The sequence below is a fragment of the Rhodococcus sp. 06-1474-1B genome (assembly GCF_002258885.1).
In the GTDB taxonomy this organism is placed as follows: Bacteria; Actinomycetota; Actinomycetes; order Mycobacteriales; family Mycobacteriaceae; genus Rhodococcoides; species Rhodococcoides fascians.
Genome location: NZ_NOYR01000019.1, coordinates 289927 through 315704, shown reverse-complemented (window position 1 = coordinate 315704; position 25778 = coordinate 289927). Strand labels below are relative to the sequence as shown.

Below are 25778 nucleotides of genomic sequence, written 5' to 3'. Positions count from 1 at the left end.
GCCCCAACCTCCGCCCCGCCCCCGGCTTGCTCTGTACCTCCAATTGGGATCAATGTGGCTTTCAGTCACTCAGATTGCAAGAAAGGCGCATTGATCCGAAGGGGGTGGGGTGGTCCATTGACGCGAACGGGGTGGGAGCGGTCGTAGACTCGACAGCGATGAATGCCTCGAGTGTGACCCTGGACGACATCGTTGCCGCGCATCGACTGCTGCGTGATCGCAATCCGCTGGTGCAGTGTCTGACCAATACGGTGTCGGGGCAATTCGTCGCAAATGCCCTGCTCGCGGCAGGTGCGGCTCCGGCGATGGTCGACAATCCGGAGGAAGCGGCCGGCTTCGCCGAGATCGCCGACGCGGTGCTGGTCAATCTCGGAACTCCGACGGCCGCGCAGGTGGAAAGTTCTCGTCTGGCGTCCGCTGCCGCGCGAGCAGCGGGGAAGCCGTGGGTACTCGATCCGGTGGGCGCGGGCGGTCTTCCCTGGCGGACTCAGGTGGCCGTCGAGCTACTTGCCAATCGGCCCAGCGTGATTCGCGCGAATGCTTCCGAGGTGATGGGACTCGCGGGCGCTGAGGGTGGATCGCGGGGCGTGGATTCGTCTGCGCACGTGGCGGATTCCGTCGACGCGGCGCGTTCTCTCCTCGACCGCGCCGAGGTCGTAGCGGCCTCGGGCGAGGTCGACCACATCTTCGCGCAAGGCTCGACGGTGAAGATCGGCGGCGGAAGCGCACTGCTGCAACGAGTTACGGCCACCGGATGCGCGTTGGGTGCGCTGACGGCTGCGTACTGTTCCGTTTCTCCGTCTGCGTTGATCGGTGCCGTCGCCGCGCACGCGCACGTGGCGGTCGCGTCGGAGATTGCGGCTCGCTCGACGTCGCGTCCGGGTACCTTCGCCGCTGCATTCTTGGACGGACTCGACGCGGTGGACGAGTCGGCACTGCGGGAATTGGTTCGGCTCGACTGACGAGTGCAACTGGCGCTCCACTCTGTGGCGGCTTCCGCTGAAATACCGCGGACCGGGCGGGGAGTGGAGCAAGAATCGCCTGCGCTGGCAGGGTTCAGGCCCCTTGATTGAAATGTGATGTAACGGAACATGTTTGCGAGGGGACATACCTGGCGTCGGGCAAATCGAACCAGGCGGTCTTCATGAAACGACTTCTGCTCCTCGCAGTCGGTGCTACAGCTCTCGTCGCGTGCGGCGGATCGGAGCAAGGAACGCCGTCGGCAGCACCGTCCTCGGCCGTTCCGGCGACCACAGCGACGAGCTCGGCACCGCTGACACCCGACCCGGCCACCGTCACCGAAGGAACGCAGCCGCAGCGGACGCCACCGGAGGAGGCCAGCGACCTGGTCCCCATGGGTCCGTCGGAAGCCGAGCCACTGTGCCTGGATCTGACGTGGGGGCCGGTACCGCAGGCCGTGGACTCGCTGCCGCTCGTGTTCGCAGATTCACCGTGGGTCGCCACCGACATGGGCGATCCCTGTGCGTCGTTCACCTGGGTCGAAGCCCTCCCGTACGGCGCGACGGTCAGCTCGCCGACGCATCTGCTCTTCTTCCACGACGCCGAGTACCTCGGCACCGCGACGCTGGAGCCGTACGGGTTCACGTCGGTGGCGGCACAGTCCGCCGACACGATCACAGTGAACTACCGCTGGCCACTCGCCGATGACGCCAATGCGAACCCGACCGGCGGTCCGGCCACGATCGACTACCAGTGGGACGGAACGCAAGTGACCATGATCGGCACCCTCCCGCCCGAGGTCACCGGCTAGATCGAGACGGACGATTCCTCGGGAAGTTCGCGGATTTCGGCGTCGGACATCTCCTTGAAGCGGCCGTAGTAGATGCCCCTCGCCTGTTCCGCGACGACGGCCTGGTGAATGGGGAACGCCATCCTCGGTGCCACCGCACGGAGGAATTCGACCGTCTCGGACAGCTTCGACCACGGCGCTGCCGCGGGCAATGCCAGTACCTCGACCTGTTGCTCGGGAACGAACAACGAGTCACCCGGATGGAACAGTTGCCCCGGGTTCTCCGGAGTACCGAGCAGATAACCGGTGTTGTCGATCTCCGGCAATTCCGGATGGATGACGGCGTGCGTGCCGCCGACTCCGGTGACGGTGATGCCGCCCACGGAGAAGTCCTTGCCCGCCGGGGCCGCGATCCATTTCCCTCCGAGCTGGCCTGCCGTCATGGGATCGGCGTGCAGCTCGGCGCGGGGATTGGCGTCGAGAAGCGCGGGAAGTCGCTGCAGATCAACATGATCCGGGTGCTGGTGAGTGACCAGGATGGCGTCGAGCCCGGTGATGCCCTCGAATCCGTGAGAGAACGTGCCGGGATCGAACAGCACCGTGGTGCCGTTGAGTTCGACCAGAACGCAGGAATGTCCGAAGTGTGTCAGCCGCATGCACTCCACAGTAAGCGCGGTTTCGCTCCGCTGGCCAGGGCTGCGTAGACTCCCACCTGCCGGTAACTGTCTTGCTGTACGTATTTCAAGGAGCGCTTTCGTGGCCCGAGTCGTAGTCGATGTCATGCCCAAAGCCGAGATTCTCGATCCGCAGGGTCAGGCCATCGCAGGTGCGCTGGGCCGGCTGGGAATCTCCGGTGTGTCCGATGTGCGTCAGGGCAAGCGCTTCGAGCTGGAGATCGACGATTCCGTCGACGACGCCGAACTCGAGAAGATTGCCGAATCGCTGCTCGCCAACACGGTGATCGAGGACTGGAAAGTGACTCGCATCTCATGAGCGCCCGCGTAGGAGTCATCACGTTCCCCGGAACTCTCGACGACGTCGACGCATCCCGCGCCGTGACTCTCGCCGGCGGCGAGGCCGTCAGCCTGTGGCACGCCGACGCCGATCTGAAGAACGTCGACGCCATCGTCGTCCCCGGCGGATTCTCATACGGCGACTATCTGCGAGCCGGTGCGATCGCCCGCTTCGCTCCCGTGATGGAGTCAGTGGTCAAGGCGGCAGAGGGCGGGATGCCGATCCTGGGGATCTGCAACGGTTTTCAGGTGTTGTGCGAGGTCGGACTGCTTCCCGGAGCGTTGACGCGCAACGAGGGCCTGCATTTCGTGTGCCGCGACCAGTGGTTGAAGGTCGAGAATGCCGGCACGGCATGGTCGTCGCGATACGAGCAGGATGCCGAGATCCTGATTCCGGTCAAGAACGCCGAGGGCCGATTCCAGGCATCGCAGAGCGTGCTCGACGAGCTCGAAGGTGAAGGCCGCGTCGTGTTCCGCTACAGCGGGAGCAACCCCAACGGGTCGCAGCGCGGTATCGCCGGAATCTCGTCGGCAAACGGTCGGATCGTCGGCCTGATGCCCCACCCCGAGCACGCCACCGAGCCGTTGACCGGCCCGAGCGACGACGGGCTCGGCATCTTCTACTCGGCACTGGACGCGATCGTCAACGCCTGATCTTCGTGTCGGTGGGTGGGTCTAATCTTCCGCCATGACACTGACCCTGGGCATGATCACGTTCGATTCCACCGACCCGGGCCCGCTCGCTCGCTGGTGGGCCTCACAGGTCGACGGATCGATCGTCGAGGAGAACGACGGCTGGTTCTACGTCGTCGCCCTCGCTTCGGCCCCGTATCGACTGGCCTTCCAGAAGGTCGACGACCCGTCGCCGGGTAAAAATCGCGTCCACCTCGACGTGACGACCGAGAACCTCGACGACGAGGTCTCTCGGCTGGTCGAGTCGGGTGCGAGCGAGGTCGAGCAGCACACCATGGGTGACTTTCGCTGGGTGACGCTGAGCGATCCCGACGGCAACGTGTTCTGCGTATCCGGGGCGCACTGAGCTGCAGATGCCCGCCCAATCGTGGGTCACCCTCGTCGTCGGCGTTCTGGCCGTCGTCGGGGTCGCTCTCATCGCCAGCACCGAACGCAAGGTGCTGCTGGCCGTTTCGGGCCGGTCTGCACGTCGCGCACTGGCGCAACCGCGCGAAACCGAGGACACTCACGGCGAGAGCGAGCAAGAGGACCCGCGATGACCACCACCGACGAACGCAACATCAAAGCACCACGGCCAACGGTCGCCGCTGCCGCTGCCCGCGCGTACATCACCATGGCCGAACGCGATTATCAACCCGTACCCGACTGGATTCGCGACGCTGCAGCGGGACGACCGACCGCTCCGCCGCCTGAATAGCCGGTCTGTCGGCATGTGATCGCAGTCAGGCCGCGCGTGCGCGTAGTTCGGTCAAAGCTGAGGTGAAGATTCCCGTAGGCCCGTGCGTCACATCGCAGTACTCGCCGTCTCGCCAGAAGAACACCGAGCGCGACAGTGGGCTCGGTGTATCGCGAGAAAACACGTCGGCCAGCTCGGCGAGTGCGGTGGCTGCCGCGACTGCGTCGTCGGCGTCGCGGGGCCGGTGAAAGGCGAATTCGTACGCGTTGGGGACGGCGAAGAGTACGCCGTACAGGCATTCGCCCAGATGCGACGAAATCAACGTGGTCATATCGGCGATCTTCGACGCAAGATAGATCGAATCGCCGTCGAGCACCTCGATGCAGACCCCCTCGCGTTCGAGCAACTGCGCTCCCTCGAACTCGATCGCCGCAGTGTTCTTGCGACCCGCAGCCCACGCCGCGTCGATGTCGCGACCCTCGAAGTGACTGTCGGACAACGTCAGAGCTCGATTGGGAGACGACAGATTCAACACCCGTCTCGGCGCATCGGGTGCCGCGAGCAGGGGAACCGAGTAACGGTACGAACCCACGGATTCCAATACGCACGGCGCGACGACGCGTTCACGGAGTTTCGAATGGAACTCGTCGTCGGACAGGCCTGCGATGAATGCCGGAGCGGACTCGCGCATCGCCTCGATCATGACCTGGACGTGGCCGCCGATGATGCCGTCCCACGCCGACCGGGGCGCACCCGAGCAGCGTGCGAACACGTTGTCGAGCGGGAAGCGTGCACCCGACTCCGCACCGAGCGTGGTCGCATCCTCACGGTGCACCACCATTCCGCGGGTACGAAATGCTTCGATCGTTTTCATTCGTACGATGGCGAGTGTGGTTGCGTGAGCGACGTGTTGGTTCGGTGTCGGCTCGATCTTCATGTTTCTCCCCCGGTTGGTGTGTGCTCTCGGGGTGTTCGACGCGGCGGCTGACACAATGGTTCCCATGTCGTCCTCTGCCTCTGCTGCCGGTCTCTGCAACTTCGTCGACGTCTCGCCGTCCCCGTTCCATGTGTGTCGGACGGTGTCGGTGCAGCTCGAGGACGCCGGATTCGTGCGTCTGGACGAGACCGATGCCTGGCCGACCGAACCAGGCCGCTACTACTTGATCCGCGGCGGTTCTCTCGTCGCGTGGAGCACCGAGCACATCAATTCGGGTCGTTCCGCAGGCTCCACTCCTGATGGCCCCTTCCGCATCGTCGGCGGACACACCGACAGCCCCAATCTCCGGGTGAAGCAGCATCCTGATCTCGAATCGGCGGGTTGGCAGATGGTCGGACTGGAGCCGTACGGCGGTGCCTGGCTGAACTCCTGGCTCGATCGCGACCTGGGTATCTCCGGCCGGCTGAGTGTGCGCGACGGCAACACTGCCCGCGAAGTGCTGGTCAAGGTGGACGAACCGATCCTGCGAGTTCCACAGCTGGCGATCCACCTGTCCGAGGACCGCAAGGGCGTCACCCTGGACCCGCAGCGACACGTCAATGCCATTTGGGGCGTGGGCAATTCACCGAAGTCGTTCATCGCCTACGTCGCCGACCGCGAAGGCGTCGATCCCGGTTCGGTGCTGGGCTGGGAACTGATGACACACGATCTCGCGCCCAGTGCCGTCGTGGGCGTCGAATCCGAGTTGGTCAGTGCGCCGCGTCTGGACAACCAGGGCACCTGTTACGCCGGAACGCAGGCTTTGCTTGCGGCAGTGGAGAATCCGACCGACGTCACTCCGGTGCTGGCACTGTTCGACCACGAGGAAGTCGGCAGTATGTCCGACCGCGGCGCGTTCTCGGACCTGCTCAACACCGTGCTCGAACGCATCGTGCTCGGGCGCGGCGGCGGCCGTGAGGAATTTCTGCGCACGATGGCCGGATCCATCTGTGCTTCGGGCGATATGGCGCACGCGACGCATCCGAACTACCCGGATCGCCACGAGCCTGCACATCGCATCGAACTCGGCGGCGGACCGGTACTCAAGGTCAACCAAAACCTGCGCTACGCAACCGATTCCGCCGGTGCCGGTGCCTTCGCACTGGCCTGCGGGCAAGCCGACGTACCGTTGCAGCGCTACGTCCATCGCGCGGATCTACCGTGCGGATCGACCATCGGGCCGATCACCGCGTCGCGCACCGGGTTGTCGACGGTCGACGTCGGCGCAGCGCAACTCGCCATGCACTCGTCCCGAGAGTTGATGGGGGCCGGCGACGTGAAGGCATACGCCGACGCGTTGGCGGCTTTCCTCGCCCCTGCCTGAGCCCGATCGGCGGCGCAAACGCGAGCGCGATTGTCAGGTGCGCGCGGATTCGTGCCCGATTCCGGGGCTGTTTCGCTCGCGTTCGGCAAACGCGCGCGCGTTTGCGAAATCCGGGGGGTGAACCAGCGACCCGGAAGCGACCCCGACCAGCGACCCGAAGACCTAGATCGGATCGAGTTGCAGGCAGGCGTCGGCAGCGAGCCAGAACAACTGTTCGCGCACCGTTGTTGCCTTGGTCCAGCCGCGGTGATCCCAGTCGGCGGCCAGGGAGTCGCCCGCATAGAGCAGTTGCGCGAATCGGACTCCACGGAATCGGGCGACTGCGCAGAAGGCCGACGCTTCCATGTCGACCGTTCGGCAGCCTTCGTCGACGCGGCGCGAGACTCGGCCGCGGGTCTCGCGGTAGAGCGCATCGGTGGTCCAGGAGCGGCCGGTGACGAAGTCGATTCCGGCGTCGGTGAGTACCGACTGGAGTACGGCGACGCCTGCGGGATCGGCGTCGACCACTCGACCGGGTGGCAGGTAGTGGAACGAGGTGCCTTCGTCGCGCAGGGCGCTGTCGACCACCATGACGTGTCCCATGCCCAGGTCGTCGGACAGCGCCCCGGCACCGCCGACAGCAACGAACTGTGTGCAGCCCATGGCGATGGCTTCTTCGAGGAACAGTGCGGCCAGTGGCGCTCCGACGCCGGGATGGAAGACGGCAAGTTTCTGACCGTCTCGTTCGATCTCGTAGACGGGGTGTTCGCCGTGCTCGGAGCGCATGATCGACACCACGCGGGCGTCGCCTTTCGCGCAAATGCTCTCGATCACCTCGGCGAAGAAACAGACGACGGCTTTCGGCGGTACGTCGACTCCCTTGGCCACCATCGACGGGTCGATGACGCCCGTTTCGTCCAGATCGTCCTCGGTCAGTGCAATGTCCATCAGGTGATGTTCGCACGAGGCCGATACGTCCGATGCCGTACATGTCGGCGGCACCTTATAGACTCTCCCTGGCATTTCGCTCCATCGAAGGGACCTATTCCTCGTGTCCGCTAGCTCTGTACCCACAGACACTGTCTCGAACGCCGTCGCCACCCCCGACGTTGCGCAGCCGTACAAGGAACTCGGACTCAAGGACGACGAATACGTCCGCATCAAGGAAATCCTCGGTCGTCGGCCCACGGACGCCGAATTGGCGATGTACTCCGTCATGTGGAGCGAGCACTGCTCGTACAAGTCCTCCAAGGTGCATCTGAAGTACTTCGGCGAGACCACCACCGACGAGATGCGCAAGCCGATGCTCGCCGGTATCGGCGAGAACGCGGGCGTCGTCGACGTCGGCGACGGCTGGGCCGTCACGTTCAAGGTCGAGAGCCACAATCACCCGTCGTACGTCGAGCCCTACCAGGGTGCGGCGACGGGCGTCGGCGGCATCGTCCGCGACATCATGGCCATGGGCGCTCGCCCGATCGCCGTCATGGACCAGCTGCGATTCGGTGCTGCCGATGCACCCGATACGCGCCGTGTCCTGAGCGGCATCGTCGCAGGCGTCGGTGGGTACGGAAACTCCCTCGGCCTACCGAACATCGGCGGCGAGACGGTGTTCGACGCCTCCTACGCCGGTAACCCTCTGCTCAACGCCCTGTGTGCCGGCGTCATGCGGGTCGAGGACATGCATCTCGCGTTCGCGTCGGGCCTGGGTAACAAGATCATTCTGTTCGGTGCACGAACGGGTCTCGACGGCATCGGTGGCGTGTCCGTGCTCGCGTCGGAGACCTTCGACGGTGACGAGACCGGTGGGGGCCGCAAGAAGCTTCCCGCGGTTCAGGTGGGCGATCCGTTCACCGAGAAGGTGCTCATCGAAGCCTGCCTCGAGTTGTACTCGAACAAGCTCGTCGTCGGCATCCAGGACCTCGGTGGTGCCGGGTTGTCCTGCGCCACATCGGAACTCGCGTCCGCCGGCAGTGGTGGCATGCACATCGAGCTCGACAAGGTGCCGATGCGCGCCACCGGCATGACTCCGGCCGAGGTGCTCTCGAGCGAATCCCAGGAGCGCATGTGCGCCGTGGTGACCCCCGAGAACGTCGACGCATTCATGGCCGTCTGCAAGAAGTGGGACGTCCTGGCCACGGTCATCGGTGAGGTCACCGACGGCGAGCACCTCCAGATCACCTGGCACGGCGATACCGTCGTCGATGTACCGCCGAAAACCGTTGCGCACGAAGGCCCGGTGTACAACCGTCCGGTGCAGCGCCCGGACACCCAGGACGCGTTGATCGCGAACAGCACGGCGTCGCTGAAGCGTCCGGAAACCGCGGACGAGCTGAAGGCCACTCTGCTGAAGATGATCGGCTCGCCGCAGCTGTGCAGCCGCCGATTCATCACCGAGCAGTACGACCGCTACGTCCGCGGCAACACCGTGCTGGCAGAGAACGCCGATGCAGGCGTGATCCGCATCGACGAGAAGACCGGTCGCGGAATCGCTTTGGCCACCGACGCGTCGGGCCGCTACACCGCACTCGACCCGTACCAGGGCGCGCAGCTGGCTCTGGCCGAGGCGTTCCGCAACGTCGCGGTCACCGGCGCCACTCCCAAGGCCGTCACCAATTGCCTGAACTTCGGTTCGCCGGAGGACCCGGGTGTCATGTGGCAGTTCCAGCAGGCCGTACGCGGTTTGGCGGACGGGTGTGTCGCCCTCGGCATCCCGGTCACCGGCGGCAACGTCAGCTTCTACAACCAGACCGGCGCGGAGCCGATCCTGCCGACCCCCGTGGTCGGAGTGCTGGGCGTCATCGACGACGTCCATCGCCGCATCCCGACGGGGCTCGGCCTCGAGCCCGGCGAGACGCTCATCCTGCTGGGGGAGACCCACGACGAGTTCGACGGGTCCATCTGGGCGCAGGTCGAGCACGATCACCTCGGCGGCGTTCCGCCGAAGGTCGATCTCGCTCGGGAGCAGTTGTTGGCAGACATCCTGCTCGCATCCTCCCGCGACGGCCTGGTCTCGGCTGCACACGACCTGTCCGAGGGCGGTCTCGCTCAGGCCGTCGTCGAGGCAGCCTTGGCCGGCGAAACCGGTTGCCGCATCATCGTTCCCGAAGGCGCAGACCCGTTCGTGACCTTGTTCTCCGAATCCTCCGGCCGGGTGCTGGTCGCCGTGCCGCGCACCGAGGAGACCCGGTTCACCGGCATGTGCACCGCACGCGGACTTCCTTGGGCGCGAGTGGGCGTCGTCGACGAGGGCTCGGATTCGATCGAGGTCCAGGGGCAGTTCTCCGTGCCGATGACGGAACTGCGGGAGACGTTCGAGAGCACTCTTCCCAGACTCTTCGGCTGACCGAGGTGGGGGGACAGGTATCGGAGCGTCGAAGGGGGACCGAGCCCACACTCGAGCAGGATCAGCATCATCGGTATCACTTTCCGACGGTGGAGTTCTCGGCTCCGTCGCCGGAGAAGCATCCGTTCGTCATGTGGTCGTGGGGCCTGCTGCGTCTGGACTTCACCGGAATCGCGTTCAGCGCGTTGTTCTTCTGCTGGTCACTGACGCCGTCGCTGCTGCCTCGTGGATGGCTGTTCCAAGGCATCATCGGCGGCATCAACTCGGCTATCGGGTACGCCTTCGGGGTGGCCGTGGGATGGGCGGTGACGCGTTGGTGGCTGTCCTCGCGTTCGTGGTGGCCGTTGCCGCGCAAGGTCGAACTTGCAGTCAAGGTCGTCGTACTCGTCCTCGCCGTCGCTGCGTCGATGATCATGCTGGCGGTCTCGGCGCAGTGGCAGCGTGAACTCGCCGCGCTCATGGACGCGGAGGGGACCACCACGACGGGGTACCTCCGCACCGGAGCGTTGAGCATTGCCATTGCCGCACTGCTCATCTCGATCTCGCGGGTGCTACGCGACGTCGTCCGATTGCTCGCCCGTCAGATCAATCGCATCGTCAAGATGCCACGCGAGGTGGCCAACGCACTCGGCGTGATCGTCCTGGTGGTTCTGGTCGTCGCCCTGGTTCAGGGTGTGCTGCTGCGTGCGGTCTCCGAGGTGACCAACTCGGTGTTCAGTCTGCAGAACAACGAAACGCGAGAGGGCACAGAACAACCCGTCGCCGACGAGAGGTCGGGTAGCCCGAACTCGTTGGCACCGTGGGACACACTCGGATTCGAGGGCCGCAACTTCGTCTCCAGCGGCCTGCGAGCCGACGAGATGGAACGGGCCACCGGACGTCCGAGCCTCGAACCCATTCGGGCCTACGCCGGACTGGAAACCGCTGAGACTCAGGACGAACGACTCGATATCGTCGTCGCCGAACTCGAACGCACCGGCGCGTTCCAGCGCAAAGCGCTCATCGTCGTGCCGACCACCGGCACCGGCTGGGTCAACCCCACCGCCGTCGAGGCCGAGGAGCTGATGTTCGACGGCGATGTCGCCACCGTCGCCTCTCAGTACTCGTATCTGCCGAGTTGGATCTCGTTCATCGCCGAGGGCGACAAAGCCGCCCAGGCAGGCAAGGCGCTGATCGACAAAGTGCACGACCGCTGGCTGCAGGAGCCCGAGGCCACCCGCCCCAAGTTCTACGTCTACGGCGAAAGTCTGGGGACGAAGTCCGGTGAAGGCGCGTTCGACGGGTTGGCGGACATCCGCGCCACCACCGACGGCGTCCTGTGGGTGGGTCCGCCGAACGACAACCGCATCTGGAGTCAGTTCGTCAGCAGGCGTGATCCGGGCAGCCCCGAGGTTCGGCCGGTGTACTCCGAGGGCCTGACGGTTCGCTTCGCCGACAATTCGTCGGGCATCCCGCCGGAGGATCAGCCCTGGTACGCCCCGCGCATCCTGTACGTCCAGCATGCGTCGGATCCGGTGGTCTGGTGGTCACCCGACCTGCTGTTCGAGCGCCCGGACTGGCTGTCCGAGCCGCCGGGGCCGGACCGACTGCCGAGCATGCGTTGGTTCCCGGTGGTGACCTTCTGGCAGGTGGCAGCGGACCTGACCAACGCAGCAGGCGTCCCCGACGGCCACGGTCACAACTACGGCACCCTCGTGCTCGACGGCTGGGTGGCCGTCGCCGCTCCCGAGGGGTGGACCGACCGCGACACCGAACGAGTGCGCGGCGTCATGGAGCAGTTCGCCGGACGTGACGGTCCCGAGAAGTGAGAACCGCTCTGGCAACCGGAGTGGAGCCTGCGGAACGACCCATTCTGACCGGACTCGTGACAACGGCGTGGAGCACATACGTGCTGCCTGCGGCCGGGCTCGGAGCCCGCGGGCGGGCAGTGGCCAACGCGTCGTTCGCCGTCGCTGTGGCTGCGGTGTCGGGATCGAATGCCGAACGGCTGGGCCTACGTAACGCCGCATCCGGGCTGAAATGGGGAGCGGCTGCGGCAGCGATACCCGTCCTGGGGTCTGCGGTGGTGGCCGCCGTACCCGCACTGCGTCGACGCGTCCGTCCGTCCGAGGACGATCTCGCGGAGTGGGTGCTGTTTCGGATTCCGGTGGGGACGGTGCTGACCGAGGAGTTGCTCTTCCGCGGTGTGCTCGATGCGGCATCGCCTGCCCTGTCGCCGGTCTTCTTCGGACTGTGGCACATTCGTCCCGCCCGCGCCGCCGGGGATTCGGTGGCCGGGACCGTTGCCGCGACGACCGTCGCCGGGGTGGTGTTCTCGTGGCTGCGGGCGCGCAGCGGCAGTGTGCTCGCCCCTGCTGCGCTGCACTACGCACTCAACGCGAGCGGTGCCGTGTTGGCGCATCTCGCGGCGACCGAACGTGAGAGGAGCTGACCGGAGATGCCACCGCACAAGGAGGTCGGTCCCGCCGAGGTGCGCGAGGCCGTTCTGGCCGTCGCGGGCTGGATCCGAGGTGAGGCCGACAAGCCGCCACGCGCACAGATCGCCGCCGCCGTGCGCACCACGGCCAGGACTCTCGGTCAGAACGCACCGGGGTCGTCGGTGGAGGTGCGGGTGCCGCCGTTCGTCGCGGTGCAGTGCATCGTCGGGCCCCGGCACACCAGAGGAACCCCGCCGAACGTCGTCGAAACCGATGCTCTGACATGGCTTCAGGTGGCTACCGGGACCCGGGATTTCGCCGAGGCGCTCGGCGACGGCTCGATCGACGCGTCCGGCAGCCGGGCCGTCGAGGTGGGTCGGTGGTTGCCGTTGCTGACCATCACCTGACCGCCGGATTTCAGCGGCCGTTCGACCGTCGGGAATCTCCTGGACACACGATGCGTTGTGTCAGCCCGTGTGCCCGTAGACTGGGCACGGCCCCCCGCCCCGGACCCCCTAGGGAGCAATGCCCGTGACCAACGCCGATTTGTCGGTCGACAGTCCGAATCTTCTGGTAGGCAAACCCATCGACGAGCCGGAGAACGAGCCGCGCGAAGAGTGTGGAGTGTTCGGTGTGTGGGCACCGGGCGAGGACGTGGCCAAGCTCTCGTACTACGGCCTCTACGCACTGCAGCACCGTGGGCAGGAAGCCGCAGGCATCGCGGTGTCCGACGGCTCCCAGGTGCTCGTGTTCAAGGATCTCGGCCTGGTCAGTCAGGTGTTCGACGAGCAGACGCTCGGCGCGATGCCCGGGCACGTCGCCATCGGCCATTGCCGGTACTCCACCAGTGGGTCGGTGACGTGGGAGAACGCGCAACCGATCTTCCGCACCACCACTGCCGGTACCGGTATCGCGCTCGGGCACAACGGCAATCTGGTGAACTTCGCCGAACTCGCCACCAAGGCTCGCGATGCGGGCCTGATCAGCGATCGATTGCAGGGCAACGGGACGTCGGATTCCGATGTCGTGACGGCACTGCTGGCGCACAAGGCCGCCGACTGCACCATCGAGCAGGCGGCGATGGAATTGCTGCCGCTGCTCAAAGGCGCGTTCTGCCTGACCTTCATGGACGAACACACCCTCTACGCCGCGCGTGATCCGCACGGCGTTCGGCCGCTGTGCCTCGGTCGCCTCGATCGCGGCTGGGTCGTCGCCAGCGAGACCGCGGCACTCGACATCGTCGGTGCGGCGTTCGTCCGCGACATCGAGCCCGGCGAACTGTTGGCGATCGACGCCGACGGCGTTCGGTCCTCGCGTTTCGCTGCCCCCGAGCCCAAGGGCTGCGTGTTCGAGTACGTCTATCTCGCACGGCCCGACAGCGTCATCGGCGGTCGCTCGGTGCACTCGACTCGGGTGGAAATCGGACGTCGTCTCGCCAAGGAGCATCCGGCCGAGGGTGATCTGGTCATCCCGGTGCCCGAGAGCGGAACTCCGGCAGCCGTGGGCTTCGCCCAGGGCTCGGGAATCCCGTACGGCCAGGGGCTCATGAAGAACGCGTACGTGGGCCGCACGTTCATTCAACCGTCGCAGACCATTCGGCAGCTCGGTATCCGGCTCAAGCTCAACCCTCTCAAAGAGGTCATTCGCGGCAAAAGGCTCGTGGTGGTGGATGATTCGATCGTTCGCGGCAACACGCAGCGGGCGCTGATCAGGATGCTGCGCGAGGCCGGTGCCCTCGAGATCCACGTACGTATCGCGTCCCCGCCGGTGCGGTGGCCCTGCTTCTACGGCATCGACTTCGCTTCTCCCGCAGAGCTGATCGCCAACGGCGTCGATTCCGAGGACGGAATCCTCGAAGGCGTCCGGCAGGCCATCGGTGCCGACTCGCTGGGCTACATCTCCATCGACGGCATGATTGCGGCGTCGGAGCAGCCCGAATCGCGCTTGTGTGCAGCATGTTTCACTGGGAAGTACCCCATCGATCTGCCCGCGGACAATGCACTAGGCAAGCACGTGCTCGAGGGTCTGCTGGCGTCGGCCGCTGGGCAACCGGTGGACAACGACGCGAATGTGAGCGCTCTCAGCCGTCCTTGACCTGGTCTTTTCCGTTAGGGAACAGCAGGGTTTTCTCAATGCCACATATTGGAAACAGTCCATCGGTACTGTCCCGAGTTACATAGGACACACCGATTGGATAGAGGCTCAGATGACCCTGTCGCCCGACGACGGACGCATGCAGCGCTACAGCGCCGCATCACGAACGGCTGTGCGTAAGCACGGCAAGAAGACCGCCGCAGTGGCCGCACTGTCGGTACTCGCACTGACCGCCGCAGCGTGCGGCTCGGGACGCACCGACGCCGGTGGATCCGGTGACGGCGGCGGCGGTGAGACCATCACGGTCGGCACCACGGACCAGGTCACCTCGCTCGACCCGGCCGGCTCGTACGACAACGGATCGTTCATGGTGATGAACCAGACGTATCCGTTCCTGATGAACTTCGCTCCCGGTAGCTCCGAGCTCGAGCCCGATGCGGCCGAGAGCTGCGATTTCGCGGAGCCGACCGTCTACAAGTGCACGCTCAAGGACGACCTGAAGTTCGCCAACGGCAATCCGCTGACGAGCGAGAGCGTCAAGTTCTCGTTCGACCGCATCGTCGCGATCAACGATCCGAACGGGCCTGCGTCGCTGCTGACCAATCTCGACAGCATCGCGACACCGGACGAGAAGACCGTTGAGTTCACCCTCAAAGCGGCCAACGATCAGACGTTCCCGCAGATCCTCGCGACACCCGCGGGCCCGATCGTCGACCAGACAGTGTTCCCGGCCGACAAGGTGCTCGACGACGACGCAGTGGTTGCGGGCAAGCCGTTCGCCGGCCCGTACTCCATCTCCAGCTATGGCAAGAACTCACTCGTCAGCTTCGTGGCCAACGGTGACTACAACGGCATTCTCGGCACCCCGAAGACGTCGTCGGTCAACGTGAAGTACTACACCAGCTCCGACAACCTCAAGCTCGATGTGCAGAACAAGGCCATCGATGTGGCGTGGCGTTCCCTCACCCCGACCGACGTCGAATCGCTGGGAGCCGTCGACGGCCTCACGGTGCACGAGGGTCCCGGCGGCGAGTCCCGCTACATGGTCTTCAACATGAACACGATGCCCGGCAACACCCCCGAGCAGAAGTTGGCCGTACGCAAGGCGATTGCTGCCTCGGTCGATCGCCAGGCGCTCTCCGACGGCGTCTACAAGGGCACCTACACCCCGCTGTACTCCGTGGTGCCGACCGGTCTGGAAGGTTCCAACAAGGCCTTCTCCGACGTCTACGGTGAGACCCCCAACAAGGACGAGGCTGCCGGATTCCTTTCCGCTGCAGGCGTCGCCACTCCGATCCAACTCAACCTGCAGTACAACCCGGATCACTACGGCTCGAGCTCGAGCGAGGAGTACGCCGCGATCAAGAGTCAGCTCGACGCGACGGGCTTGTTCAACGTCAATCTGCAGTCCACCGAGTGGAGCACCTACACCAAGGAACGCGTCGCCGACGCGTACCCGGTGTACCAGCTCGGATGGTTCCCGGACTACCCCGATGCAGACAATTACCTGACGCCGTTCTTCGGACCGGACAACTTCCTCCAGTCGCATTTCGAGAACCCGGAGATCACGTCACTGCTCGACCTCGAGCGCACGACGGCCGACGAGAACGCACGGATGCAGATCATCGGACAGATTCAGACCGAGCTCGCGACCAACTACCTGCCGACCCTTCCGCTGTTGGAGGGCAAGCAGATCGCCGTCGCCACCGACGAGATCAGCGGTGTGGACGAGACCCTGGACGCCTCGTTCAAGTTCCGCTTCGTCACTCTCGCCAAGAGCTGACCGGTGCCCGCTACCGCACAGACGCCGGTAGGGGAGAAGAAAGCGCAGCAGGCGAGCGCGCCGTCACGATACGGCGCGCTCGCCCGCTATCTCGGGATCAGGTTCCTGCTGATCATCCCGACTGCCTGGATTCTCGTCACCGTCGTCTTCTTTCTCATGCGTGTGATCGGTGACCCGATCACCGCCGCCCTCGGCGGTCGACTACCCGCCGAACAGATCGCCCAGCGCAAGGCCGAGGCCGGATACGACCGGCCGATCCTGACGCAGTACTGGGAGTACCTGACCGGATTGTTGCGCGGCGACTTCGGCCGCTCCGCCACCGACAATCGCGCGATCAGTGACGTCCTGCTCGTCAACGGTGCTGCCACACTGGAATTGGCGTTCTGGGCGCTGCTCGTCGCGTTCGCGGTCGGCATCCCGCTCGGGTTCTACGCCGCCACCCATCGCGACCGGTTCGGTGACGCGTCGCTGCGAATCTTCGCGATCCTGGCGTACGCGGCCCCGGTGTTCTTCGTCGGCATGCTGCTCAAGCTGCTGTTCGCCGTCAAGCTCGGCTGGCTGCCGGTCGCCGGGCGGGCCAGTACCAATGTGGAACTGGCACTGCAGAACGTCTCCCCGAAGACGAACATTCTGATCATCGACTCGTTCCTGTACGGCGACACGGGTTACACCGTCGACGTGCTCGAACACGCGGTTCTGCCCGCTCTTGCGCTCGGCCTGCTGACGGCCGGTGTGTTCCTGCGATTGGTGCGAGTCAACCTGATTCAGACGTTGCAGGCACCGTTCGTCGACGCCGCCCGCGCGCGCGGGTTGAGCGAGGGCACGGTGACGAGGCGACATGCGTTCCGTAACGCCATGATTCCCATCGTCACCGTCATCGGACTGCAGATCGCCGTCCTCCTCGGCGGTGCCGTACTCACCGAGACGACCTTCGAGTGGCAAGGACTGGGCTACGAACTCGCCCGTTATCTGCAGGCCCGCGATTTCGTTGCAGTGCAGGGCATCGTGACGTTCCTGGCCGTGGTGGTCGCCGTCGTCAGCTTCGTCACCGACGCGATCGTCGCCCTGATCGACCCGAGAGTGAGGTTCTGATGAGCACCGAAGTCGTGCTGTCCGACGTCCCTCCCACCCGTCCGCACCGCAGAGGGTTCCCCGGCGTCGCGTTCGTGAAGTCCACCTCGGGATTGCAGCGGGTCACGCTCATCGTCGGGTTGGCGCTGATGGTGGGGTTCGTGATCGCGGCGCTGTTCGCGCCGATTCTCGCGCCGTACGGTTTCTCGCAGACCAGCGACGCCGGTGCGGATTTCGCCCGCCAAGCCGCGCCGTCCGCGGATCACTGGTTCGGTACCTCGGTTCGCGGTGAGGACGTGTTCTCGCGGGTGATCTACGGTGCCAGAACCGCATTGATGGTCATCGCTTCGTCGCTGGTGCTGTCCCTGATCATCGGCGTCCCCCTCGGTCTTGCCTCGGGTTACATCGGCCGCTGGTTCGACCGGGTGCTCGTGCTGTTCATGGACGCGATGTACGCATTCCCGTCTCTGCTTCTCGCCGTGGTCATCTCGATCGTCGTGGCAGGCGGTCAGTCGTCGAGTTTCGGCGGTATCGCCTCCGCGGCCATTGCCATCACGGCGATCTTCGTGCCTCAGTACTTCCGGGTGGTCCGCAACGCGACGGTGGCCGTCAAGACCGAACCGTACGTCGACGCCGCGCGGGTGACCGGAGCCGGCACGCCGCGAATTCTGTTCCGGCACATACTCGCCAACGTGGTGCAGACACTGCCGGTCATCATCACCCTCAACGGGGCCGAGGCAATCCTGACCCTGGCCGGACTCGGGTTCCTCGGGTTCGGCATCGAACCCACCTCTGCGTCGGAGTGGGGATACGACATCAACAAGGCCCTACCGGACATCTCCAACGGCATCTGGTGGACGTCGGTGTTCCCAGGCCTGGGCATCGTGCTGGTGGTCCTCGGTCTGACCATGGTCGGTGAAAGTGCAAGCGAGACACTCAATCCGCTGCTGCGCACTCGCAAGAAGTTCAAGAAGGCGGTGAAGGTATGACATCGAGTGTCGTGACTCCACGCGAGTCCGCATTGTCGGTGCAGTCGTTGTCCGTTTCGTTCGTCACCGATGCCGGCGAAGTCGATGCCGTCACCGAGGTCTCGTTCGAGGTCTATCCCGGTGAAGTTCTCGCCGTCGTGGGGGAGTCGGGGTCGGGTAAATCCGTCAGTGTTCGCTCCGCCATCGGGCTGCTACCCGATACCGCGCGGGTCGACGGGCACGTGGTTCTCGGCGGGCAGGACGTCACCACGCTGAACGACAAGGCGTGGGCGAGGCTGCGGGGCAACAAGATCTCGATGGTGTTCCAGGAACCGGGCAGCGCTCTCGATCCGCTGTTCACCATCGGGTATCAGATCGTCGAGGCGCTGCGCGCGCACACCCGCGCCAGGAGTGGAGCCGGCGGAACGACCCGAAGTGCAGACGGAAAACGGATGGGCAGCAAGGATGCCAAGGCGCGGGCCATCGAATTGTTGACGATGGTGGGGTTGCCGAACCCCGAGCAGCGCTTCTCGTACTACCCACACGAGCTGTCCGGTGGCCAGAAGCAACGCGTCATGATCGCGATCGCGATCTCCTGCGAGGCGAAAGTCATCATCGCCGACGAGCCGACCACCGCCCTCGACGTCACGGTGCAGGCCGAGATCCTCGAGCTGCTGCGCGATCTGAAAGACCGGCTCGGGTGCGCCATCGTGCTGATCACCCACAGCATGGGCGTCGTGTCCGATCTGGCGGACCGCGTCGTCGTCATGCAGAACGGCCGAGTCGTCGAGGAAGCGCCGGTGGCACAGCTGTTCGACGCCCCCGAAGACGAGTACACCAAAAAGCTGCTGGCCGCGGTGCCGACCCTTGCTGCAGTGGAGTCGGACAAGACCGTCGACACGTCGGGCGAGCCGGTACTCGAGGTCTCGCAGCTGGTGGTGCAGTTCTCCGGTGGGGTCGGCTCCTCGGCATTCCGAGCGGTCGACGACGTCTCGCTGACCATCCACCGCGGCGAAACCCTCGGTCTGGTGGGCGAATCGGGCTCGGGTAAGTCGACGATCGGCAGGTGCGTTGCAGCGCTCCAGAAGCCGACCAGCGGCAGCGTGACGGTGATGGGACAGAACATCGCCGGCGTGAGCGAGCGCAAGCTCAAGCCCTTGCGCAAGCGATTCGGCTTCGTCTTCCAAGACCCGTCGGCGTCGCTGAACCCGCGGCTCACCGTCGGACAGTGCATCGCCGAGCCGATGATCGTGCACAAGTACGGCTCCAAGGATGCGATCGCGGCCAGGACCACCGAGCTGCTCGACGCCGTGCAACTACCGTCCGGCACCGACAAGCGTTACCCGCACGAGCTGTCCGGTGGGCAACGGCAACGCGTCAGCCTGGCGCGGGCACTGGTGCTGGGACCGGATCTGGTGGTCGCGGACGAGCCGACCAGTGCACTCGACGTCTCGGTCCAGGCGGCCGTGCTCGACCTGTTCGAGGCGCTGCAGCGGGAGTTCGGTTTCGCCTGCCTGTTCATCAGCCACGATCTGGCGGTGGTCGATCGCGTCGCACATCGGGTGGTGGTGCTGCGGGGCGGCCAGGTCGTCGAGCAGGGCACGCCGTGGAAGATTCTGCGCTCGCCGGAGGAGGAGTACACGAAGAAGCTGTTGGCCGCCATCCCGGGCAAGCGGCTGCGCACGTAAATTCTTCCCGCCAGCGGGCACTCCGGTACCGTTAGGGCGCTATCTGCGCCGCTACGCACGGTTCGCGTGCTTGGGGGCGCTGACATGAACGAGTACACAGGCTGGAGCCGAATGACCGAGGAATCCCAACCCACGAGCGCAACTCACTCGGGCGGTGCCTCCTACGCGGCGGCCGGGGTCGATATCGCCGCAGGAGACCGAGCAGTTCAACTGTTCGCGCCACTCGCCAAGAAGGCCAGCAGGCCCGAGGTCATGGGCGGTCTCGGTGGTTTCGCCGGTCTGTTCGCGCTCAAGGGCGACTACCGCGAGCCGGTCCTGGCTGCCTCGACCGACGGAGTCGGCACCAAGGTCGCCGTCGCCCAGGCCCTCGGCAAGCACGACACCCTGGGTCTCGACCTCGTGGCCATGGTCGTCGACGATCTGGTCGTGTGCGGAGCCGAGCCGCTGTTCCTGCAGGACTACATCGCCGTCGGCCGTGTCGTACCCGAGCAGGTCGCGGAACTGGTCAAGGGCATCGCCGAGGGCTGCATCATCGCCGGTTGTGCGTTGCTCGGCGGCGAGACGGCCGAACACCCGGGGCTGATGGCCGACGGTGACTACGACCTTTCTGCCACCGGCATCGGCGTCGTGGAGGCGGACTCGATCCTCGGACCCGAGCGCGTGCGTCCCGGCGACGTCGTCATCGGTATGGGATCGTCCGGTCTGCATTCCAACGGCTACTCGCTCGCTCGCAAGGTGCTGCTCGAGATCAACCACATGGATCTCGGCGGACACGTCGAGGAGTTCGGCCGCACACTCGGCGAAGAACTGCTCGAGCCGACGAAGATCTACGCCAAGGACTGCCTCGCACTCGCGGCCGAGACCGACGTGCGCACGTTCTGCCACGTGACGGGCGGCGGACTCGCCAACAACCTCTCGCGCGTCATGCCCGAGGGCCTCGTGGCCGAACTCGATCGGACCACGTGGAGCCCGGCCCCGATCTTCTCCCTCATCGCGCAGCGCGGACGCGTCGAGCGCGCCGAGATGGAGCAGACGTTCAACATGGGTGTCGGCATGGTCGCGATCGTCGCCCCCGAGGACGTCGATCGTGCTCTGGCGGTACTGACTGCACGGCACATCGACTGCTGGACTCTCGGCACGGTCAAGAAGGCTGCGGGCAAGGACGTCGCCGACGAGCGAGCGCTGCTGCTGGGTAACCACCCGAGGTTCTGACCGACCGGTCACACGACGAACAAGTGAGGGGGAGCCGCGGTGCGGCTCCCCCTCAGTCGTTCAGTGCACAGATTCTAGCGTCGCCAGTCCTCGTACTCGTCTTCCTCGACTCGGGAATGCACATCCGAGTCAGAGTGGATGCCGCCACGATGGGAGTTGGACGAACCACCGGAGAGCTCTCTTTGCAGACTCTCCAAGTCCGTTGTCGGCGAGCTGTACTTGAGCTCACGAGCGACCTTTGTCTGCTTTGCCTTAGCCCTGCCTCGGCCCATGGCGGTGCCCCCTCGCGGACTTGCGGGGCGGCCTGGGGAAATTTGGCGGCCCCGTTAGAGTTGGTATTTCTTCCTGGCACACACTCTAGCGCGCGAATCGCCGCGATGCGCATACGGCACCACGTGTCGATGCCGGGCCCGGCGGCGCGACACGCCCGGGGCAGGGGTCCGCGCTGCCTGTACCTGCGCATATCCGTGCTCAGGCGAACTATCTTCGCGCTACGACACGAAAACAGTAGTGCTGCGCGTCATGGCCTCCGCGACGATTTCAGCGCCGCCGCCGCGTCGCGGTACACCTTCGGTGCCAATCCGGGCTCGTCCAGAAGAGTCTGCATCGCCGCGGCGTCCCGCCCCTCGAAGAGCATCCGCACCGTCACCGCGTGTTCAGGAACCGATTCGACCGTCACCGAATCACCGGCGGCGAAGACCCCGGGCTCGAGCACTCGGAAGTAAGCGCCCACATCTCCCCGGGCCGTGAATCGGCGAACCCACCCCGGCTCGCCCATCCACCGCGCGAACGTGCCGCAGGGCTTGCGTGCGATGGTTGCCTCCAGCGTCACCGTGCCGATGCGCCACCGCGTGCCGATCACCGCGTCGGTCACCGGGACGCCGCTGGTCCGCAGATTCTCGCCGAACCGTCCTGGCTCGACGGGCGCACCCAGCTGATCGGCCCAGTACCGGGCTTCTGCTTCGTCGTAGGCGTACACGGCTTGATCGAGACCACCGTGGAATTTGGAGTCGGAACAGTGGTCCCCGCCGATGCCGAGCTCGTGCACATCCACCGGGCCGAGCACGGGGCGCTTGTCGATGCCGCTGTCTACGACGCCGCGCCGCCCGAACGGGACGTCGGCATGCACCACGCAGACCGCCGAGACGGTCCCGGTCACCGGCCGCGTAGGCGATCGACGGCCGCGCGGCCGGCCTGCACGTCGTCGTACGAGGGGATGGAGTCGGGGTCGATCGACGCCGCACACGGACCCGCCTCCAGGGCGGTGTCCACCGGAATCGTTCTCTTGACCAGCGCGAGGGCAACGGGCCCGAGCTCGAAGTGGTCGACAACGGTCCCCAGACGCCCCACCGCGCGGCCACCGGCGGTGACGGGGTCGCCGGTCACGGGCCGTCCATCGGCGGAACCGTCGAGATGCAGGAGTACCAGGTGACGCGGCGGTCGACCGAGGTTGTGCACCCGCGAGACGGTCTCCTGCCCGCGATAGCAGCCCTTCTCCAGATGAACCGCGCCGAACTCGGCTGCACTGCCGATCCATCGGACCTCGTGCGGAATGGTCTTCTCGTCGGTGTCCACGCCCACCCGCGGTCGCACCGATTCCACCCGCAACGCCTCGTACGCCCACGTTCCGGCCGGGGCAGCACCGGCGTCGCGGAGGCGAAGGAACCAGTCGCTCAGGCCTGCTCGGGGGACGACGACGTCGTACGAGTTCGGGCCCGGCCAGGGCATCCGCCGGACGAAGCCGCCGCCGTCCACTGCCGACGCGCCGTAGATCTCGCTCGGAACGGGGAGGCCTGCCTTGTCGAGGATCGACGCCGCGTCGGATCCGAGGACGGAGAGAACGACGAGTTCGTCGGCCTCTCTGGGTTCGGCCTTGGCCCAGAAGACCATCTTCTTCAGGAACGACAGCAGATCCGGTCCCTGTGCACGTTCGGTGTCGATGTAGGTGACCCCGCCCAGATCGGTCTGAACGAAGTGATGCTCGATGCGGCCGTTGACGTCCAGGCTCAGGTTTTCGGCCGAGCTGCCGTCGGGCAGATCCGACACGAGTTGGCTCGAGATCGTGTTCAGCCAGCTCGAGCGCTCGTCGCCGCTGATGGCAAGCACGAATCGGTGGGATCGATCGATGACGGCGGCTGCGCTGACGGCACTGCGTTGTTCGCCGAACGGATTGCCGTAGTGCCAGGCGACGCCGGCATCGACGCTGTCGTCGGGAGAGGGCACTGCGCCGGGGAGAGTGAGAAGAGGACTCGGGGTGATCGTCACAGGATCGGACACCACTCCATAGTAGGAGCACCCGGCCACAGCCTTTAGGGTGGCGGCATGTCGGAGTCGGTAGTGGTGACGTTGGACGGCCGAGTGCACGACGCGGATCGGCCGTTGCTGTTCGCCGACGATCTGGCTGCCGTGCGTGGTGACGGCGCGTTCGAGACGCTGCTGGTGCGTGACGGCTCGGCCTGCGGCGTCGAGCTGCACCTGGCGCGTCTGGCCGTGTCGGCGGCGGCCCTGGATCTTCCCGTCCCCGATCCGGATGCCTGGCGCGCAGTGATCGAGCAGTCGGTCGGCCTGTGGACGGAGAAGTCCACGGACGAGGGCGTTCTGCGGTTGGTGCTGAGCCGTGGTCGTGAGGGCGGCGGCGATCCGACGGCGTTCGTGACGCTGGGGCCACTGCCGGGTCGAGTGCGCAACGCCCGGGAGAACGGGGTGTCGGTGATGACGCTCGATCGGGGCTACTCGGTCGACTTCTCCGCCGGTGCGCCGTGGCAGCTGGCAGGCGCGAAGACGTTGTCGTACGCGACCAACATGGCCGCGCTGCGCCACGCTGCCCGCCAGGGCGTGGACGACGTGATCTACCTCAGCAGTGAGGGCAGAGTGCTCGAGGGACCCCGGTCGACGGTGGTGGTGGCGCGCGGTAAGACTCTCGTCACACCGTCGGTCGAGCAGGGCATCCTGGCGGGCACCACTGTTGCCGCCCTGTTCTCGGTGGCCGAGGCGGCCGGTTGGACGTGCGAGCACGGACATCTGTATCCAGCGGATCTCATTGCAGCGGAGGGTGTTTGGCTGGTTTCGAGCGTCACGCTGGCGGCGCGGGTGACATCGATGAACGGCGTCGTTCTGGGGCGGCCCAGCCGCGCGGACGAGGTGCCCGAGATGGTCGATCTCGCGGTGGAGACCGTCCGGATGCTCTGAGGGCCCAATGGCCCTGCCGAAAGACTCTTCCCTACTACTACTCGTAGTAGTACATTCGAATCAGTCGCGGGCCAATGCCCTGACCTGCGGTGTTGCCCGTCACAGCTCGGGTGGAAGAGTTCGGAGTATCGATGGACGCGTTGGATGTCTCGCGGTGGCAGTTCGGTATCACCACCGTTTATCACTTCATTCTCGTACCCCTCACCATCGGCCTCGCGCCGATGGTGGCGGCCATGCAGACCATGTGGGTGATCACCGGCAAGGATTCCTGGTATCGACTGACCAAGTTCTTCGGCAAGCTGTTCCTCATCAACTTCGCACTCGGCGTCGCAACGGGAATCGTGCAGGAGTTCCAGTTCGGAATGAACTGGAGCGAATACTCACGATTCGTCGGTGACGTGTTCGGTGCGCCCCTCGCACTCGAAGGACTGGTCGCGTTCTTCCTCGAGTCCACCTTCCTCGGTCTGTGGATCTTCGGATGGAGCAGACTACCCAAACTCGTTCACCTGGCGACCATTTGGCTCGTCGCCATCGGCGTCAACGCCTCGGCCTTCTTCATCATCGCAGCCAACTCCTGGATGCAGCATCCCGTCGGCGCGATCTACAACGAAGAAACCGGCCGCGCCGAGCTGACCGATATCTGGGCCCTGCTCACCAACAACACTGCGCTGGCGGCCTTCCCGCACGCGGTAGCAGGTGCATTCCTCACCGCCGCAACCTTCGTCGCCGGCATCTCCGGTTGGTGGATGGTGCGCGAGGCGCGAAAGAAGAAGCTGGATGAACCAGCCACCGACTCGCGCTCGATGTTCCGATCGGCAGCGCGCATGTCGTTCATCGTCATGATCGTTGCGGGTGGGGCGCTCGCCATCACCGGAGACATTCAGGGCAAGCTCATGTTCGAGCAGCAGCCGATGAAGATGGCCTCCGCAGAATCGTTGTGCGACACCGAAACCGGAGCCAGCTTCTCGCTCCTGACCGTGGGTACCCACAACAACTGCGAATCCGTGGTGCACCTCATCGCGATCCCCGGCCTCACCTCGTTCCTGGCGGAGAACGACTTCGGTGCCACCGTGCAGGGCGTCAACCAACTACAGGATCAGTACGAGCAGCAGTTCGGACCGGGCAACTACAAGCCCAACCTGTTCGTCACCTACTGGGCGTTCCGGATGATGATCGGCCTGGCCGCAGGCTCCGCCCTGCTCGCTGTCGCGGGACTGTGGGTCACCCGAGGTGGCCGGATTCCCGACCAGAAATGGTTCTCGTGGCTGTCGCTGCTGGCCATTCCGACGCCGTTCCTGGCCAACAGTGCCGGCTGGATCTTCACCGAAATGGGGCGTCAGCCATGGGTTGTCGCGCCCAACCTCTCGGGAGTCGATCAGATCCGGCTCACCGTCGACCAGGGCGTCTCCGACCATCCCGTCGGCCTCGTCGTCGCCTCGCTGGTGACGTTCACACTGCTGTACGCCGCTCTCGGAGGTGTCTGGTTCTACCTGCTTCGGCGCTACGTCATCGAAGGACCTCTCGACCACGACGCGCATCCGCACGTCGACCCACCGGAATCGGAAGACGATGAGCCCAAGCAGCTCTCGTTCGCGTACTAGG

26 protein-coding genes are annotated in these 25778 nt (G+C 65.5%); 20 read left to right on the top strand and 6 right to left on the bottom strand.

What is annotated here, in order from left to right:
- Positions 1 to 158: 158 nt before the first annotated feature.
- Positions 159 to 962, top strand: a complete 804-nt coding sequence (thiM, locus tag CH266_RS06890; protein WP_094715002.1) for a hydroxyethylthiazole kinase — start codon at positions 159 to 161, stop codon at positions 960 to 962.
- Between the two features lie 182 nt (positions 963 to 1144).
- Complete coding sequence (locus CH266_RS06885; RefSeq protein ID WP_094714984.1) at positions 1145 to 1771, top strand: LppP/LprE family lipoprotein; 627 nt, start codon at positions 1145 to 1147, stop codon at positions 1769 to 1771.
- Here the strand turns inward: CH266_RS06885 and CH266_RS06880 are convergent.
- Positions 1768 to 2406: an MBL fold metallo-hydrolase gene (locus CH266_RS06880; protein WP_032367483.1), complete on the bottom strand. Its 639-nt coding sequence runs from the start codon at positions 2404 to 2406 to the stop codon at positions 1768 to 1770. The genes CH266_RS06885 and CH266_RS06880 overlap by 4 nt on opposite strands.
- A 100-nt stretch (positions 2407 to 2506) precedes the next feature.
- On the opposite strand from CH266_RS06880, the gene purS reads away from it, so the two are divergent.
- Genes purS through CH266_RS25340 form a run of 5 tightly spaced genes read left to right on the top strand, consistent with a single transcriptional unit; the run spans position 2507 to position 4153 of the window.
- Positions 2507 to 2743, top strand: coding sequence for a phosphoribosylformylglycinamidine synthase subunit PurS (purS, locus tag CH266_RS06875; protein ID WP_032371340.1), 237 nt, complete (start codon positions 2507 to 2509; stop codon positions 2741 to 2743).
- On the top strand, positions 2740 to 3417 hold the full coding sequence (purQ, locus tag CH266_RS06870; protein ID WP_027495839.1) for a phosphoribosylformylglycinamidine synthase subunit PurQ: 678 nt from the start codon (positions 2740 to 2742) through the stop codon (positions 3415 to 3417). The genes purS and purQ overlap by 4 nt, the downstream gene beginning before the upstream one ends.
- A 34-nt stretch (positions 3418 to 3451) precedes the next feature.
- On the top strand, positions 3452 to 3802 hold the full coding sequence (locus CH266_RS06865) for a VOC family protein (protein ID WP_032381631.1): 351 nt from the start codon (positions 3452 to 3454) through the stop codon (positions 3800 to 3802).
- Between the two features lie 7 nt (positions 3803 to 3809).
- Complete coding sequence (locus CH266_RS06860; protein ID WP_032381632.1) at positions 3810 to 3995, top strand: hypothetical protein; 186 nt, start codon at positions 3810 to 3812, stop codon at positions 3993 to 3995.
- Positions 3992 to 4153 (top strand): hypothetical protein, encoded by a 162-nt coding sequence (locus CH266_RS25340; RefSeq protein WP_176457025.1) that lies wholly within the window; start codon positions 3992 to 3994, stop codon positions 4151 to 4153. Before CH266_RS06860 ends, CH266_RS25340 begins: the two co-directional genes overlap by 4 nt.
- A gap of 25 nt (positions 4154 to 4178) precedes the next feature.
- On the opposite strand, the gene CH266_RS06855 is transcribed toward CH266_RS25340, so the two are convergent.
- A complete protein-coding gene (locus tag CH266_RS06855; RefSeq protein ID WP_176457024.1) occupies positions 4179 to 5006 on the bottom strand; it encodes a hypothetical protein in 828 nt (275 codons plus the stop codon).
- Between the two features lie 118 nt (positions 5007 to 5124).
- Here CH266_RS06855 and CH266_RS06850 point away from each other — a divergent pair, with 118 nt between their 5' ends.
- Positions 5125 to 6432, top strand: a complete 1308-nt coding sequence (locus CH266_RS06850; RefSeq protein WP_094715001.1) for a M18 family aminopeptidase — start codon at positions 5125 to 5127, stop codon at positions 6430 to 6432.
- 162 nt (positions 6433 to 6594) lie between these two features.
- Here CH266_RS06850 and CH266_RS06845 read toward each other — a convergent pair whose 3' ends face one another.
- Positions 6595 to 7359 (bottom strand): nucleoside phosphorylase, encoded by a 765-nt coding sequence (locus CH266_RS06845; protein WP_255175856.1) that lies wholly within the window; start codon positions 7357 to 7359, stop codon positions 6595 to 6597.
- A 103-nt stretch (positions 7360 to 7462) separates the two neighbouring features.
- Between CH266_RS06845 and purL the strand changes: the two genes are divergently transcribed.
- The 10 genes from purL to purM all read left to right on the top strand — a co-directional run bounded on the left by purL (position 7463) and on the right by purM (position 20987).
- Positions 7463 to 9754, top strand: a complete 2292-nt coding sequence (gene purL, locus CH266_RS06840; protein ID WP_094714983.1) for a phosphoribosylformylglycinamidine synthase subunit PurL — start codon at positions 7463 to 7465, stop codon at positions 9752 to 9754.
- A gap of 131 nt (positions 9755 to 9885) precedes the next feature.
- Positions 9886 to 11562, top strand: a complete 1677-nt coding sequence (locus CH266_RS06835; RefSeq protein ID WP_230592045.1) for an alpha/beta hydrolase — start codon at positions 9886 to 9888, stop codon at positions 11560 to 11562.
- A 41-nt stretch (positions 11563 to 11603) separates the two neighbouring features.
- Entirely contained in the window at positions 11604 to 12185 is a 582-nt protein-coding gene (locus CH266_RS06830) for a CPBP family intramembrane glutamic endopeptidase (protein ID WP_032367509.1), read from the top strand.
- Between the two features lie 6 nt (positions 12186 to 12191).
- Positions 12192 to 12578, top strand: coding sequence for a sterol carrier family protein (locus CH266_RS06825; protein ID WP_032373762.1), 387 nt, complete (start codon positions 12192 to 12194; stop codon positions 12576 to 12578).
- A 124-nt stretch (positions 12579 to 12702) separates the two neighbouring features.
- A complete protein-coding gene (gene purF, locus CH266_RS06820; RefSeq protein ID WP_032367510.1) occupies positions 12703 to 14265 on the top strand; it encodes an amidophosphoribosyltransferase in 1563 nt (520 codons plus the stop codon).
- A gap of 139 nt (positions 14266 to 14404) precedes the next feature.
- Positions 14405 to 16048 carry an ABC transporter substrate-binding protein gene (locus tag CH266_RS06815; protein WP_045842145.1) on the top strand — a complete coding sequence of 548 codons (1644 nt, stop codon included), beginning with the start codon at positions 14405 to 14407 and terminating at the stop codon, positions 16046 to 16048.
- Between the two features lie 96 nt (positions 16049 to 16144).
- Positions 16145 to 17140 (top strand): ABC transporter permease, encoded by a 996-nt coding sequence (locus CH266_RS06810; RefSeq protein ID WP_032367512.1) that lies wholly within the window; start codon positions 16145 to 16147, stop codon positions 17138 to 17140.
- On the top strand, positions 17140 to 18108 hold the full coding sequence (locus CH266_RS06805) for an ABC transporter permease (RefSeq protein ID WP_032367489.1): 969 nt from the start codon (positions 17140 to 17142) through the stop codon (positions 18106 to 18108). The genes CH266_RS06810 and CH266_RS06805 overlap by 1 nt, the downstream gene beginning before the upstream one ends.
- Entirely contained in the window at positions 18105 to 19775 is a 1671-nt protein-coding gene (locus CH266_RS26005; RefSeq protein WP_032390722.1) for an ABC transporter ATP-binding protein, read from the top strand. Before CH266_RS06805 ends, CH266_RS26005 begins: the two co-directional genes overlap by 4 nt.
- Positions 19776 to 19886: 111 nt before the next feature.
- Complete coding sequence (gene purM / locus CH266_RS06795) at positions 19887 to 20987, top strand: phosphoribosylformylglycinamidine cyclo-ligase (RefSeq protein WP_027495851.1); 1101 nt, start codon at positions 19887 to 19889, stop codon at positions 20985 to 20987.
- Between the two features lie 74 nt (positions 20988 to 21061).
- Here purM and CH266_RS06790 read toward each other — a convergent pair whose 3' ends face one another.
- The 3 genes from CH266_RS06790 to ygfZ all read right to left on the bottom strand — a co-directional run bounded on the left by CH266_RS06790 (position 21062) and on the right by ygfZ (position 23264).
- Positions 21062 to 21259, bottom strand: coding sequence for a DUF3073 domain-containing protein (locus tag CH266_RS06790; protein WP_072692062.1), 198 nt, complete (start codon positions 21257 to 21259; stop codon positions 21062 to 21064).
- Between the two features lie 248 nt (positions 21260 to 21507).
- Positions 21508 to 22146: an MOSC domain-containing protein gene (locus CH266_RS06785; RefSeq protein ID WP_094714982.1), complete on the bottom strand. Its 639-nt coding sequence runs from the start codon at positions 22144 to 22146 to the stop codon at positions 21508 to 21510.
- Positions 22143 to 23264: a CAF17-like 4Fe-4S cluster assembly/insertion protein YgfZ gene (ygfZ, locus tag CH266_RS06780; RefSeq protein WP_032400972.1), complete on the bottom strand. Its 1122-nt coding sequence runs from the start codon at positions 23262 to 23264 to the stop codon at positions 22143 to 22145. The genes CH266_RS06785 and ygfZ overlap by 4 nt, the downstream gene beginning before the upstream one ends.
- 45 nt (positions 23265 to 23309) lie before the next feature.
- On the opposite strand from ygfZ, the gene CH266_RS06775 reads away from it, so the two are divergent.
- Both CH266_RS06775 and CH266_RS06770 read left to right on the top strand, forming a co-directional pair.
- On the top strand, positions 23310 to 24176 hold the full coding sequence (locus CH266_RS06775; protein ID WP_032373759.1) for an aminodeoxychorismate lyase: 867 nt from the start codon (positions 23310 to 23312) through the stop codon (positions 24174 to 24176).
- A gap of 131 nt (positions 24177 to 24307) precedes the next feature.
- Positions 24308 to 25777 carry a cytochrome ubiquinol oxidase subunit I gene (locus tag CH266_RS06770; protein ID WP_027495855.1) on the top strand — a complete coding sequence of 490 codons (1470 nt, stop codon included), beginning with the start codon at positions 24308 to 24310 and terminating at the stop codon, positions 25775 to 25777.
- Position 25778: the final 1 nt, after the last annotated feature.